Consider the following 13,077-nt stretch of genomic DNA (forward strand, 5'->3'; position numbering starts at 1 on the left):
ATGGTGAGCCATGAAGGACTCGAACCTTCGACCCTCTGATTAAAAGTCAGATGCTCTACCAACTGAGCTAATGGCTCATAAAGGGATAGTTCCCTAAATATATAAGGTTTCAGTCAATTATCCCGTAAAACTTATGTTCTACTTCGCAACTCGCAGATCATTCACAGATGCTTTGATCGTTGCAATACCGACTGAGCTAATGGCTTACAATGGCTGGGCTAGCAGGATTCGAACCTACGAATGACGGAGTCAAAGTCCGTTGCCTTACCGCTTGGCTATAGCCCAATAAAAAATGGCGGTCCCGACCGGGATCGAACCGGCGATCTCCTGCGTGACAGGCAGGCATGTTAACCGCTACACCACGGGACCATGTTTTTAAAGTATTTAATTCGATGTTCTAAGATTAACGCATTACTGTCTCTTCCTCTTCCAGGTTATTCATAGAAGCAGATGCGTCGAGACAACTCGCAGTTGATTCACCGAAGCTTCGCTCGTCGCTACACCACGGGACCATGTTTTTAAAGTATTTAATTCGATGCTCTAGATTAACGTAAAACTGTCTCTTCCTCTTCCAGAATAATCATGGAAGTGAATGCGTCGAGACAACTTGTTGTTGATTCACCGAAGCTTCGCTCGTCGCTACACCACGGGACCACTTTCAAAATATAATGTTTTAAGAACAGGAAATGAGATTGAGTCATTCCCCATCCTTGATGACCCCTACGGGATTCGAACCCGTGTTACCGCCGTGAAAGGGCGGTGTCTTAACCGCTTGACCAAGGGGCCGAAATAAAATTTTTTCTACGGAGAAGGAGGGATTTGAACCCTCGCGCCGGTTACCCGACCTACACCCTTAGCAGGGGCGCCTCTTCAGCCTCTTGAGTACTTCCCCAAAAGTGGCTCCACAGGCAGGACTCGAACCTGCGACCGATCGGTTAACAGCCGATAGCTCTACCACTGAGCTACTGTGGAATAATTAAATTGTAATTCCTAAACTCATTTTCAAAGACTGTGTCCCCGCCTCAGAAAGATCCGCAAGCTGCGGCTCGGCGTGTACAACTCGAAGCTTATTCATGATGTTTCGCTCGTCTCTACCACTGAGCTACTGTGGAATAGTTATAAAATAAAGCAGTCTATTAACTTAGCCGGACAAGTTGTTATCTTGTCGACTCTTTACATTATAATGACGTTGTATTACAAAGTCAAGACGATTTTAATAAAAAATTCGCCGAGAGAAATGCCCCTTATTGTACCTGCACTTCTCCGACTTTTACTAAACGTCCTCTGCATTTCCCACATACATAACGAGTTGTGTTTATTGATCTTTTTCTTTTATATTGAAGGCCGCAGCTAGAACATTTATAAAGAAGGATCTTTTTTGCAGTTCTTCTCTTCGGTGCATCAGGAAGTGAATTGCAAAATCTCGGTGCCCCTGTCTTTTTTAGAAGCGCACGAAAATCAGCATCTCTATGCTTGTACCCTTTTCCCGCAAGATGAAGATGGTAGTGGCAAAGCTCATGTTTTATAATACCGATTAATTCTTCCTGTCCTAGCTGCTCCAGATACTTTTTGTTTATTTCAATGTTATGTGATCGCAGAAGGTATCTTCCACCTGTTGACCGAAGTCTATTATTAAATATAGCCTTATGGCAGAAGGGCTTGCCAAAATCATTTAATGATATCCTCTCCACTAAATCCTGAAGTTCTGTTTCTTCCATTAATTATCCTCACTTTATCCAGAACATGACAACCTATTATAGCATACATTGAAAATAACTTTTACGGATGACTTTTTCGGGAGGTTTAGTTATGCCGATATGGTTTCAAAACCAAATGAAAAGGGCCTTTTATGAAAAAGACCGTTATCAAATCAAGTTATTAAACCAATGCTGGTTCTTTTATCAAAAAAAGCACTGTTCCTGAGAACAGTGCTTTAGGTTTATTCTGAAGGAGGAAGCATCGTTAGGGCTACCCTTCCTTTTTTCATGTCAACCGAGTCAACCCAAACTGTTACAATATCTCCAACCGATACGACATCCATTGGATGTTTGACAAATTGTTTTCTTAGTTTGGAAATGTGGACCATACCGTCCTGTTTTACTCCAATATCTACAAACGCTCCAAAATCAACTACATTTCGAACTGTCCCCTGCAGTTCCATTCCCGGCTTAAGATCCTCCAATTTAAGAACATCTTTTTTAAGAAGCGGTCGAGGGAGTTCGTCACGAGGATCACGTCCTGGTCTTACCAATGCGTCAATAATATCTTTTAATGTTAACTCTCCTATATTTAACTCCGCTGAAACGGCTTTTAAATCCAGCTTGCTTAATGCCTCTTGTAGTTCATCGGTTCCGAGAGCCTTAGTTGTAAAACCAAGATTTGCGAGAAGTTTTTTAACTTCATCATAGCTTTCAGGATGGATTCCTGTCCTGTCCAGAGGATCTTTGCCATCCAGTACTCTTAAGAACCCTATAGCTTGCTCGAATGTTTTAGCGCCAAGACGGGGAACCTTCTTTAACTGTGCCCTGCTTGTAAACTTTCCTTCCTCCTCCCGTTTCTTAACAATATTATTTGCAGCTGTTTTATTAAGACCTGCAACATACTGCAGCAATGAGGAGGAAGCAGTATTTACATTTACACCTACCTGGTTAACCGCTGTCTCAACAACAAAGTGCAGCGATTCAGATAGTTTCTTTTGTGATACATCATGCTGGTATTGCCCAACACCCACTGATTTAGGATCAATTTTTACTAACTCAGCTAGTGGGTCCTGTAACCGCCGTGCAATCGAAACCGCACTTCTTTCTTCAACATGAAAATCAGGAAACTCTTCTCTTGCCAGGTCAGAGGCGGAATAAACACTTGCACCAGCTTCATTTACAATCAGATAATAAATTTCATTTTTAGCTTCTTTAAGAATATCAGCAATAAACTGTTCTGTTTCCCTTGAAGCAGTACCGTTCCCGATCGCTACCATTTCGACAGTGAATTCATTTAAAATGTTTACTATTTTTTCTTTTGCCTCTTTTGGTTTATTTACAGGCGGATGCGGATAAATGACATCGATTTTTAATACCTTTCCTGTATCATCTACAACAGCCAGCTTACATCCAGTACGATAGGCCGGGTCGACTCCAAGAACAACTTTTCCTTTTAACGGAGGCTGCAAAAGAAGATTTTTAAGATTTTCGGAGAATATATGGATTGCCTGTTCTTCTCCTTTTTCTGTAAGTTCTGTTCGGATCTCCCTTTCAATTGATGGCTGAATGAGCCTTTTATAAGCATCCTCGATAGCCTCTCTGATAATCCATGCTGCTGAGGAGCGGTCGTTTTTTATCCATTTCCTTGAAAGATAATTAACCAGGGTATCAGAGTTTACTTTAATGCCTACTCTTAGAATTTCTTCCTTCTCCCCCCGGTTAACTGCAAGAATTCTGTGTGGAACAATTTTGCTTACCGGTTCCTCGTATTCATAGTACATCTCATATATATTCTTCTCATCTTTTTCAGCATCTTTTACAGATGATACTAGCATTCCGGACTTAAATGTCTCTCTCCTGATCCACTTACGACTTTCAGCGTCATCTGATACCACTTCAGCTATAATATCCTTTGCTCCTGAAATCGCATCTTCTGCTGTAACAACCTCTTTTTCATCAGAGATATATTTTTCAGCCTCAATATTTACATCCCCAGAAGGACTTGCTAAAAGCCATTCCGCAAGAGGCTCAAGCCCTTTCTCCTTGGCTATCGTTGCTTTTGTTCGCCTTTTTTGCTTATAGGGGCGATATAAATCCTCCACCTCCTGAAGCTTGGCCGCATTGTTGATTTTCTCGCTTAGTTCAACCGTAAGTTTCCCCTGCTCCTCAATGATTCGAAGAACTTCACTTTTCCTCTGTTCAAGATTTTGTATGTACTGCCACCGCTCCTGAATATTTCTAATTTGGACTTCATCCAGGGCTCTGGTTTGTTCCTTCCTGTATCGGGCAATAAACGGAACTGTGTTTCCATCTGATAATAAAGAAATAACACTATTAACTTGTTTATAAGTAAATGATTGCTCTTCAGCTATTCGTTTTAAAAGCTGTTCGTTTTTATCTAGAACGCTCTTCATTTAACCATCCTCCATTAAATCCTTCTCTGGTTATTATTGTATCAAATACAATGCCCTGTTTCATTATCGTTCAATTTCAAAAAGAAAAACGGTACTTTTATCCATCTTTTAAATGTGAGCCGCTGTTTAGTTTTAATGTTACTTTAGTCTTCCATCCTATTAACAGCCGCTTACGAAATCAACGGTTTACAAAACAAAAAAGCCTACCCTTTTCAGAGTAAGCTTCCTACTATGAATGTTGCATCGTCATTGGACTTTGCATGGTTAGCAATAATTTCTTCGGCAATCATCTTTACCGGAAACAAACCTTTAAGCAAAGACTTGATTCCTTGGAAATCGTATCCGTCGGAAAAAATAAGGAATTTGGAATGAGGATCGAAGGAAAAACGCTGTGTATGATACGTCTGCGGTTTCCCCGATAGATATCCCGTAACGGGCAGAGGATAGGTCAGCTTCCCCTTTGATGAGTAAAGGAAAAAACGGATATTGCCCACGCAGCTGTATACAAACTCCCTTGCATGGAAATAGACTTTGAAAACCGACACAGCTGCTCCTCTTTTATGCAGAAGAACCTCATTGCAGTGTTTCATTATCGTGTCCACATCTTCGTGGTGATATTTTTCAACTGCCTCAACGCAAGCGTGGGATGCCTCGTAGGCATACTCTCCGCTGCCAAGCCCATCCGCAAGGACACAGACAAAGTAGTCATCTGTTGCTACAAAATAATAGCTGTCCCCGCAAAAGGCTTTGCCTTCCTTAGCCGTCTGGTATGCGTAGACTTCGATATTATCTTTGATTAAATGGTTCATGAAAGGCACTCCGAATTATTGGCCTCTGAATGAATCGCTTCCTGCAGCTTTTTAATAGCCCTCCGCTGCAATCGCGATACATGCATTTGAGAAATTCCAAGTTTATCTCCGGCATCCTTTTGGCTCATGTTTTCCAGGTAGGTATACTGAATGATTTTCTTTTCCCGTTCTGTAAGCACATGAAGAACCTTTTCAAGAACAAGCCTTTGATTAGTTTTTTCATAACCTTCATCTACACTGCCGACGATATCTAGCAGAGTAACGGTTCCACCATCCGAATCAGCCTCAATAGAGTGGTCAACTGAAAGCGCCTGATAGCTTTTACCCATTTCCATCGCTTCCAGCACTTCTTCTTCTGATACATCAAGCATTTCAGCTATTTCATCCACCCTTGGTGAACGATGGAGCTTGGTTGTTAATTCTTCAACTGTTGTTTTAATTTTGGGTCCTAATTCTTTTATACGCCGAGGAACATGCACACTCCATGTTTTATCGCGTAAAAACCGTTTAATTTCACCGATAATCGTTGGCACCGCAAAAGCCTCAAAGCTTTTTCCAAACGATTCATCATAGCGGCGAATGGCACCCAGCAGACCAATCATCCCAACCTGAAAAATATCCTCATGAAATGAGCGGCCTTTTGAATACTTGCGCGCAATGGTTTCTACCAGATTTTTATAATGGACGACGAGCTGATCCTGCGCTGTTTCATCCTGGTGAAGCTGATATGCTTTGATTAATTCGTTAATATCTTGTTTACCAGAGTTAGGTTGAGATTGTTTCGACATCGATCTCCACCTGCTCTCCTTCAAGGTATTTAGTCATAAAGACAGTAACGCCTTCCTTATGATGAATTCTAACCTCGTCCATTAACGTTTCTATTAAGTACAGCCCCAGACCTCCTTCACGAAGAAACTCCACGGAATCATTTTCGTCGTAAGGGCCAATACCTTGTCTAGCTGATTCAAAATCAAAACTCTTGCCGCTATCCGCTACCATCACTTCAAGGCGGTCTTTATATAATCCAAAACCGATGAGGACTTCGCCTGGCTCGTTATTCTTATATGCATGCTGAACTGCATTGGTACAAGCTTCGCTTGTAGCAATCTTTAAGTCCTCCAAGTCATCATAAGAAAATCCCATTCTGCTGGCAATGCCAGAAAGGGTTAGACGAACCACACCCACAAACTCGGGCTTCGCCGGAATCTTCATTTCAATATAGTCAAACGCTTGATTCATTGCACTCCACCCTCTATCTGGCTGTTGATATCAATGATATCTGCCAGTCCAGTTATTTCAAAAAGTCTTTTAAGGCGATCCGACAATCCGACCAAACGGAATTCTCCGTTGTTGGAACGAACAGATTTAAACACACCAACGATAACACCAAGTCCGGTACTATCCATATATGAAACCTCTGTAAGGTCAATTTCCATTTTGACATTTTCTTTTTCAGATAACGGAAAAATGGACTCGCGAAGCTTTGGTGCTGTATAAGCATCTACCTCTCCGCTTACTTTAACTGCTAATATGGAATCTTTTTCTTTTACATCTATTTTTATATTCATCTATGACCCACCCCTTTATTGTTCAATTGCTCCCTCATTCGTTTACCCTCTTTCAGTGGTGATTAAACATTTCTTCGAATAATGATTAATGTAAAGTCATCACGCAATTGAAAATGTTGAAGCCTTTCAAGATCTTTATAAATATTATTTACTATTTCCTGTGCGCTTAAATGAATGTATTTTCGAATATAGCCAATCAATTCCTCTTTTTCGAGAAACCCTTCTTCTGTCCGGCATTCCGTTACTCCATCGGACATTAAAATAATCATATCGCCAGGCAGGACTTCTTTTTCAAACTGAAGGTACTTGGTTTTCTTATCTATTCCCAAAAGTAGTCCTCTGGCTTCCAGCTCTGAAAATTCCTCTGTTTCCTTCTGAAAGAAGAATCCAGGTTCATGTCCTGCAGATGAATAATAAATGGTATGATTTTCAGGGTTATACATGCCGTAAAACATAGTAATAAACATACTTGGGTCTACGTTCTGTTCCACAACCCGGTTTAGGCTTTCAAGGACAAGATTAGGGGCATTCCGGTTTTCTGGCAGGCTATCCATTGCATACTTGATCATCGACATGCAAAGGGCAGCAGGTATGCCTTTCCCGATAACGTCCGCTATAGCTACATTTATACAGTTATTTTCATCCACTACAAAGTGAAAGTAATCCCCGTTCATATGTTTTGCAGGAACACTTAATGCTCCGATATCTAATCCTTCCACATCCGGGATAGATGTTCCAAGAAGTGTCTGCTGTACATTTGCTGCAATTTCCATTTCTGTCCGCAGTTCCATCTGCTTATTCCTGAGGCTTTGGTGTTCCCTATAGGCAACGCCATAACCCATCATAACCTCAAGTAATATGTCGAAAGAATGTAAGACACTCTCGGGAACTTCTGGATAAAGCTCGAGGAGCAAGCTTTTATGGAGGCTAACAATTTCTTCTGGAGAAATTTTCTGTTCGAGGGTATGCCTGCTGAACAATTGCCCCTGATACAAAGATTGTTCCGATTGGTTTTTTAAATAATTTATTAAAATTTCCCGATACTCCTGTTCCATTTTTTCCCGAAAATCCATAATCCCCCTCCTAACGGAGCCACTTGGTCGCAATTATATCTGTCCCGCTTCCGGGTGATGAATCAATATCAAACTCATCCATTAATCTTTTGACACCGGGCAGTCCGGCTCCAAGGCCGCCTGATGTTGAAAAGCCATCCTCCATTACCTGCCGGATATCATTTATGCCGGGTCCATTATCAGCAGCAATTATTTTCAATCCTGCTTTTCCCCCATCATATATCTTTTCGATGCATATTTGTCCCTGTCCAGCATATAGGTAGATGTTCCTGGCAAGTTCGCTTATCGCAGTGGTAATTCTCGCCTGGTCGACCGTGCCAAAACCAAGCTCTTTTGCAACGTTTCGCCCCAGCTGACGGGCCGCAACGATGTCCCATTCATTCAAAATTTTCACGCAGGATTGGTTCCCCATAAACTTAATCCCCCAATTCCTGTTGTAATTTCTCCAAACCTTTTTCTAGATCTAAGGCGGTGAGGACATCTTCCAACCCTATTCCCAATTCAATCAGCGTAATGGCGACGGCAGGCTGAATTCCTGTAATAACAACTTTAGCACCCATTAGTTTAGACATGCTAATAACATCGCCCAATACCTTAGCGATGAAGGAGTCAATAAAGTCAATTGATGTAATATCAATCACCACACCATTGGCACTTGTTTCATGAATTTTATGAAGCAGGTCCTCCTGGAATTGAAGGGCGGTTTGGTCGTCCAATTCCCATTGAATAGATACTAATAAACAATCATGCAGTTTCAAAATAGGTATTCTCAATTTGCTCCCTCCACTTTGACAATTTTACAATTTGTCATTTCAAGCGCCGTTTCTATCCCTTTTTTTAGGGTGTTTTGCGTCGTAAATTGGTTCAGGTTAATTCCTAAATTTACAATTGTCTGAGCAATCTCAGGACGAATGCCGCAGAGCATGCATTTTGCCCCTACCAGCCGGACGGCCTCCGCTGCCTGAATAATATGGTGTGCCACCATCGTATCGACGACAGGCACTCCTGTAATATCTATTAAAACTACTTCAGATCTATGCTTTACGACCCCTGTCAGCAGATTTTCCATGATTTGTTTTGCACGTTCCGTATCAATGGTACCTACTAAAGGCATTACTGTTATTCCGTCAAACACAGGAATAAGAGGTGCGGAAAGTTCTTGCAGTGCAATTTTTTGCAGAGAAACAGTTCTCTCCCAAGTTCGGGAATAGTTATCAACTACTTCGTTTTGAAGAGGACTAAGCCAGCGGTCAAATGCATATATAACATCCATCTGGTTTCCCTCATGTACTTCGCCTTGCCGGAGCATGCCTTCCCATAAAATCTTGCTAAAGGTTTGCAAGCCTTCAATAACAAAGTGCAATGGCCAGCCAAGTCTGACAACCTTTTCGGCAAAGTCAGTCAAACGGTTATTAAATTCTTCCTTCGACTCTTTCAGGTTCGAAATCATTAATTCAACAAACTCACCGCTTGTCCTTTCAAACATATCGTCCGACACAAGCCTTAAAGCACGCTCGTCAGTCCGGCTTCTCATCTTTTCCATCCATTCGGACGTTATTTCATTTTTTTTCGTTCCAATATACTCTAAGATCAGATTCTCCATTCCTTCCTCCCTATACTTAAAAATTAACCTGTCCTCAATTTAAATACCAACCAGAAAAGTTCATAAATTTATCATCTTATATCTATCATTAAATGATATCTATATTATACAGTCAATAAAAAGTAATCGCCCACTTTACACTACGACTTTCTTTTTTACCCTCTTGTTGTAACCATTAAACCTCCTCTTATTATTTTTTTAAATAATTTTTTTATGAATTTATTTTTATTAGACGATGTTAATTCGTTCCAAGCAATTCGTTTTCCTCGGGCGGCTCGGGAGCCTTCCCAGCAGGGGTCTCGCCTGTTTTTTCTCACAATTTCTCTGAATTGCAACAATCTCTTAGAAAAGAGCCTTATTAAAGATAGGCCCTGTAAAGACTCCCTGATGATTTCAAATCTGTATCTGGCACATCAACAATAAGCTTTAACTTAGACCAATATATAAAAAAAGGGCAAGCCAATCGGCCTGCCACTAAAAGAATATGAGGTATACGGATTATGTATAAAAAAACGCCCTTAAAGAAGAGCGTGCTTTTATGTTAAAACTCGATGAGACCTAAGCTTATTTGCAAGGCTTCATCCACTTTTTCCATCATTTCGTCATCGAGATGGGTAATTTTATCGGTTAGGCGCTGCTTATCAATTGTACGAATTTGTTCTAATAATATGACAGAGTCTCGTTCAAAACCATATCGTTTCGCATCAATTTCAACATGAGTCGGCAGCTTAGCTTTCTGTATTTGAGCGGTAATAGCTGCAACAATTACTGTGGGACTAAACCGATTCCCGATGTCGTTTTGGATGACAAGAACAGGACGGACGCCGCCTTGTTCAGAACCAACAACTGGGGATAGGTCTGCAAAATAAACGTCGCCACGTTTGACAATCAAGGGATTATCCTCCGCTGACTAAACGTTCTACTGTATGTTCTGCCTCATATTCTGCCAAGAACGCTTCTGATGCAATAGTCAAATTAATTTTTGACATCTCCAGATAACCGCGTCTCATGGCTTCGCGAATTTGTCTCTTTTTACGTTCGCGTAAATACATTTTTGTAGCCTGATAAATAAATTCACTTCGATTTACATTTTCCTGCTTAACAAAACCATCTAATTCGGTTAAAAGATGTTGCGGTAATTTAACTAAGATCTCCGTTGTTGCGCCTGTTTCGGACACAAACATACACCTCCACCATCACTACACACCATTTTTTCCTCGAATAGCCTCGCTGAGGCAATTGAGCGATTTATTTACTGTCTCTGATTTCTCTCTACCATTTTTAATAATAACATTATTCAAGCCCAATGCAAAGACCAATCAGCACAATTCTTCTGTATTATCAGCAAAAAAAATATACTTTTATACATGAAAACTTTTATTCCCATTCATTTTGAAGCAGATAGTTTTTTAAATTAACTATATTTCCACCTTGTTTATAAACTCTTGGCACCCTGCTCGCTATGATGCAAGGAACTTCATAGTTAATGGTTTCAAGCTTTTTGGCAATCTCATTAACCGATATAAATTGGCTGTCCTGCTTACCGATAAGAGTGACCGTGGTTCCGACGGGAACTTCCCCAGGAAGCCTAATCATACATTGATCCATGCAGATTCTTCCAACAATGGGGGCACGCTCTCCCTGGACAATAACCTCTTGCCCCTGCAGCCTTCGGATCCAGCCATCTGCATAACCGATGGGAATGGTCCCAATCCATTCCTCCCCAGGTGCTTCATAAGTAGCACCATAGCTAACCTTATCTCCTTTCTTCACCTTTTTAACATGAATAAGGCGGGAGCGGAGTGAAAAGGCCTCTTTCAACGGAATAGGAAGTATATTCTCCATTTCCGGTGATGGAGTTAAACCGTACATCGCAATTCCAACGCGGACCGCATTAAATAAAGCCTCCGGAAAGCGCAGCATCGCGGCACTATTGCTGCAGTGAATTAAACGAGGGGCTTTTCTCAAAGCACCAAGCATATTTTTAAAATCTGCAAGCTGCTGATGAAAATACTCTGTATCTAGTTCATCCGCTGTGGCAAAATGGGTAAAAATACCTTCATAATCAAACTTCTCTTCCTCTATAAGATATTCTTCAATCGATCTAAGCTCTTCTGGACTGCGAATGCCGATTCTTCCCATCCCTGTATCAAGTTTAAGATGAATAGTTAGTCTATGGCCTGATTCCAGATGATTATTTGCTTCACGGAGCCATTCTTTTTGAAAAACAGTAAGAGTGATATTATATTCGGCAGCCACTTGTGCATCCTGTGGCCGGGTAGCACCTAGTACTAAAATAGGATTAGAAATACCCTTTTTTCTTAACGCTAATGCTTCATCCATAAACGCTACGGCTAAAATTTCTGCCCCTGCTTCAAGTGCCGCCTCTGCCGTCTGCACATCACCATGGCCATATGCATTCGCTTTTACAACAGCGATAACCTTAACTTGTTCAGGAATCAATTTTTTGATCGCTCTAATATTTTCAGCAATACTGTCTAAGTCAATCTCTGCCCAGGTATCCCGATAGAATGATAATTGTTCTTCCATTTTTGTCACTTCCTATTTTGCCTCTATATCCAACTGCAATTAAGCCCTTATTCAAGACTATAAAACAGTTCATATCATACTTTCAATATTTCGATTATCAAACTCTGCCGCACCAATGTCAAATATATAACTGGCCATAGGAACAATTGGCAAAAATTAAAGTTGTAACCAGTCGAAGTAAAAATCCTATAGAGTCTTCCCTTAAAAAGAAAAACAGGCTCCTTTTAGGAACCTGTTAAAAAATCATTTTACTACGTCTCCCTGAACGGAACGGGCGAGCGTGGTTAACTCAGCCTCAGATAATTTTTTGGAAGCAATCATATAATCAATTCCATCCTGAGTCCAGGATATACTATGCCCGGAGACGGCACCTATCGTAAAGCCTAAGTCTACAGGCTCTCCGTTTACAACAGTTGGGATTGCAGCAGCAGGCTTGGCGACGATTTTCTCCTGAACGAGAGTAAATGGCTTTTTACCTTTGTAGGTAAGGACAACCCTTTTTCCATCCTCCAGGGTTACTTCTTTTTCTTCTAAAAGCTTGGATCCGGAAATAACCGCCGTTGGATATTTAACAGTAAAAGCTTTATCCATCGTTTGAGCCATTGCTGGAAGATTTAGCTGTGCCCTTGTCATATTTTTCTTCATTTCAAAATCATCTTTTTCAAAGCTTGCATTAAATTTTACATTTTTAAATTCCACTGTAACCAAAGGATTATGGTCATTATCCATCACTTTCACAGATGCTGGTGAAAGATCCTTTTTATTTAATCTAATTTCCTGAATTGGAAGCATCTTATTATTTTGATAGCGGGTTTTTGTCTCAAAAATATAAAATTCTTTAGATGATGAGAATTTAGCATTTTTATCCTGGATAATATCTTTAATCAATGATTCATAGAGATATGCCTGACTGCTGTTTTGCGGCCAATCGCTTTGGAATCGGAAGCTTTTATTGAGTGCAGGTGTTAAAACAAAGACTCCCTCATTATTTCTTAAAATCATTTGGCTTTGGTCCTTTTTGGCATTCATGAGGTTTACCCGGTAAAAAGCAGGGTTTTTATGCCAGATTTCCACATTGTACACTTGAGGTGAAGTACCCATTTGAAGTGTCATTTTGGCATCCGCTTTATAACCAGATAAGTCTTCCATTTTACCGTTTAAATCCTTGACTACATCCTCCTGTGTTTTTGTTCCACAGGCAGCCAGTACAAAGATAGCCATAAGCCCGGCAAAAAGCAGCAATATCTTCTTTCTCATTCCTTCAACTCCCTTTGTCTCGTATTCAGCTTGAATGAGGAGAAAAAAGGCCGTATCCGTTTGATTCAACGTCCCTCCCCTAAGGCGAGAAAAAATGAATTGC

15 protein-coding genes and 6 tRNA genes are annotated in these 13,077 nt (G+C 40.7%); 1 reads left to right on the plus strand and 20 read right to left on the minus strand.

Annotation, left to right across the window (positions count from 1 at the left end):
- Window position 1: 1 nt before the first annotated feature.
- The 7 genes from G8761_RS21655 to G8761_RS21685 form a co-directional block, all read right to left on the minus strand.
- Window positions 2-77: transfer RNA gene (locus G8761_RS21655), tRNA-Lys, on the minus strand.
- Between the two features lie 133 nt (window positions 78-210).
- Window positions 211-285, minus strand: a tRNA-Gln gene (locus G8761_RS21660).
- Between the two features lie 8 nt (window positions 286-293).
- A tRNA-Asp gene (locus G8761_RS21665) sits at window positions 294-369 on the minus strand.
- A 345-nt stretch (window positions 370-714) separates the two neighbouring features.
- Window positions 715-786, minus strand: a tRNA-Glu gene (locus G8761_RS21670).
- A gap of 18 nt (window positions 787-804) precedes the next feature.
- Window positions 805-892 (minus strand) — tRNA-Ser (locus tag G8761_RS21675).
- A 5-nt stretch (window positions 893-897) separates the two neighbouring features.
- A tRNA-Asn gene (locus tag G8761_RS21680) sits at window positions 898-972 on the minus strand.
- Window positions 973-1,244: 272 nt separating this feature from the next.
- Entirely contained in the window at window positions 1,245-1,718 is a 474-nt protein-coding gene (locus tag G8761_RS21685; protein WP_166030046.1) for a SprT family protein, read from the minus strand.
- Between the two features lie 91 nt (window positions 1,719-1,809).
- On the opposite strand from G8761_RS21685, the gene cmpA reads away from it, so the two are divergent.
- Window positions 1,810-1,923 carry a cortex morphogenetic protein CmpA gene (gene cmpA / locus G8761_RS21690; protein WP_166030047.1) on the plus strand — a complete coding sequence of 38 codons (114 nt, stop codon included), beginning with the start codon at window positions 1,810-1,812 and terminating at the stop codon, window positions 1,921-1,923.
- Between the two features lie 16 nt (window positions 1,924-1,939).
- On the opposite strand, the gene G8761_RS21695 is transcribed toward cmpA, so the two are convergent.
- From G8761_RS21695 to G8761_RS21755, 13 genes are all read right to left on the minus strand, one after another.
- Window positions 1,940-4,114, minus strand: a complete 2,175-nt coding sequence (locus G8761_RS21695) for a Tex family protein (RefSeq protein ID WP_166030048.1) — start codon at window positions 4,112-4,114, stop codon at window positions 1,940-1,942.
- A gap of 212 nt (window positions 4,115-4,326) precedes the next feature.
- Complete coding sequence (locus tag G8761_RS21700) at window positions 4,327-4,923, minus strand: PP2C family serine/threonine-protein phosphatase (RefSeq protein WP_166030049.1); 597 nt, start codon at window positions 4,921-4,923, stop codon at window positions 4,327-4,329.
- Window positions 4,920-5,711, minus strand: coding sequence for an RNA polymerase sigma factor SigB (sigB, locus tag G8761_RS21705; protein ID WP_166030050.1), 792 nt, complete (start codon window positions 5,709-5,711; stop codon window positions 4,920-4,922). The genes G8761_RS21700 and sigB overlap by 4 nt, the downstream gene beginning before the upstream one ends.
- The gene (gene rsbW / locus G8761_RS21710; protein WP_166030051.1) at window positions 5,689-6,162 is read right to left on the minus strand and encodes an anti-sigma B factor RsbW; all 474 of its coding nucleotides are present in this window, start codon (window positions 6,160-6,162) and stop codon (window positions 5,689-5,691) included. The genes sigB and rsbW overlap by 23 nt, the downstream gene beginning before the upstream one ends.
- Complete coding sequence (locus G8761_RS21715) at window positions 6,159-6,491, minus strand: anti-sigma factor antagonist (RefSeq protein ID WP_166030052.1); 333 nt, start codon at window positions 6,489-6,491, stop codon at window positions 6,159-6,161. The genes rsbW and G8761_RS21715 overlap by 4 nt, the downstream gene beginning before the upstream one ends.
- A 62-nt stretch (window positions 6,492-6,553) precedes the next feature.
- Window positions 6,554-7,564, minus strand: coding sequence for a PP2C family protein-serine/threonine phosphatase (locus G8761_RS21720; RefSeq protein ID WP_166030053.1), 1,011 nt, complete (start codon window positions 7,562-7,564; stop codon window positions 6,554-6,556).
- A gap of 10 nt (window positions 7,565-7,574) precedes the next feature.
- Window positions 7,575-7,976: an anti-sigma regulatory factor gene (locus G8761_RS21725; RefSeq protein WP_027324000.1), complete on the minus strand. Its 402-nt coding sequence runs from the start codon at window positions 7,974-7,976 to the stop codon at window positions 7,575-7,577.
- Window positions 7,977-7,980: 4 nt separating this feature from the next.
- Window positions 7,981-8,337 carry an STAS domain-containing protein gene (locus G8761_RS21730; RefSeq protein WP_027324001.1) on the minus strand — a complete coding sequence of 119 codons (357 nt, stop codon included), beginning with the start codon at window positions 8,335-8,337 and terminating at the stop codon, window positions 7,981-7,983.
- Entirely contained in the window at window positions 8,334-9,167 is an 834-nt protein-coding gene (locus tag G8761_RS21735) for an RsbT co-antagonist protein RsbRA (RefSeq protein ID WP_166030054.1), read from the minus strand. The genes G8761_RS21730 and G8761_RS21735 overlap by 4 nt, the downstream gene beginning before the upstream one ends.
- 541 nt (window positions 9,168-9,708) lie before the next feature.
- A complete protein-coding gene (gene ndoA, locus G8761_RS21740) occupies window positions 9,709-10,059 on the minus strand; it encodes a type II toxin-antitoxin system endoribonuclease NdoA (protein ID WP_009795787.1) in 351 nt (116 codons plus the stop codon).
- Between the two features lie 4 nt (window positions 10,060-10,063).
- Window positions 10,064-10,345: a YlcI/YnfO family protein gene (locus G8761_RS21745; protein ID WP_027324003.1), complete on the minus strand. Its 282-nt coding sequence runs from the start codon at window positions 10,343-10,345 to the stop codon at window positions 10,064-10,066.
- A gap of 199 nt (window positions 10,346-10,544) precedes the next feature.
- Window positions 10,545-11,717 carry an alanine racemase gene (gene alr, locus G8761_RS21750; protein WP_166030055.1) on the minus strand — a complete coding sequence of 391 codons (1,173 nt, stop codon included), beginning with the start codon at window positions 11,715-11,717 and terminating at the stop codon, window positions 10,545-10,547.
- A gap of 243 nt (window positions 11,718-11,960) precedes the next feature.
- A complete protein-coding gene (locus tag G8761_RS21755; protein ID WP_166030113.1) occupies window positions 11,961-12,974 on the minus strand; it encodes a LolA family protein in 1,014 nt (337 codons plus the stop codon).
- Window positions 12,975-13,077: the final 103 nt, after the last annotated feature.

Source organism: Neobacillus terrae (genome assembly GCF_011393025.1).
Lineage (GTDB): Bacteria > Bacillota > Bacilli > Bacillales > Cytobacillaceae > Neobacillus_A > Neobacillus_A terrae.

Bases quoted from the DNA above. Each gene is read 5' to 3' on its own strand.
- sigB (WP_166030050.1), bottom strand. From the start codon at position 5,711: ATGTCGAAACAATCTCAACCTAACTCTGGTAAACAAGATATTAACGAA.
- G8761_RS21685 (WP_166030046.1), bottom strand. From the start codon at position 1,718: ATGGAAGAAACAGAACTTCAGGATTTAGTGGAGAGGATATCATTAAAT.
- cmpA (WP_166030047.1), top strand. From the start codon at position 1,810: ATGCCGATATGGTTTCAAAACCAAATGAAAAGGGCCTTTTATGAAAAA.
- G8761_RS21755 (WP_166030113.1), bottom strand. From the start codon at position 12,974: ATGAGAAAGAAGATATTGCTGCTTTTTGCCGGGCTTATGGCTATCTTT.
- G8761_RS21720 (WP_166030053.1), bottom strand. From the start codon at position 7,564: ATGGATTTTCGGGAAAAAATGGAACAGGAGTATCGGGAAATTTTAATA.
- G8761_RS21695 (WP_166030048.1), bottom strand. From the start codon at position 4,114: ATGAAGAGCGTTCTAGATAAAAACGAACAGCTTTTAAAACGAATAGCT.
- rsbW (WP_166030051.1), bottom strand. From the start codon at position 6,162: ATGAATCAAGCGTTTGACTATATTGAAATGAAGATTCCGGCGAAGCCC.
- G8761_RS21725 (WP_027324000.1), bottom strand. From the start codon at position 7,976: ATGGGGAACCAATCCTGCGTGAAAATTTTGAATGAATGGGACATCGTT.
- alr (WP_166030055.1), bottom strand. From the start codon at position 11,717: ATGGAAGAACAATTATCATTCTATCGGGATACCTGGGCAGAGATTGAC.
- G8761_RS21735 (WP_166030054.1), bottom strand. From the start codon at position 9,167: ATGGAGAATCTGATCTTAGAGTATATTGGAACGAAAAAAAATGAAATA.
- G8761_RS21700 (WP_166030049.1), bottom strand. From the start codon at position 4,923: ATGAACCATTTAATCAAAGATAATATCGAAGTCTACGCATACCAGACG.
- G8761_RS21715 (WP_166030052.1), bottom strand. From the start codon at position 6,491: ATGAATATAAAAATAGATGTAAAAGAAAAAGATTCCATATTAGCAGTT.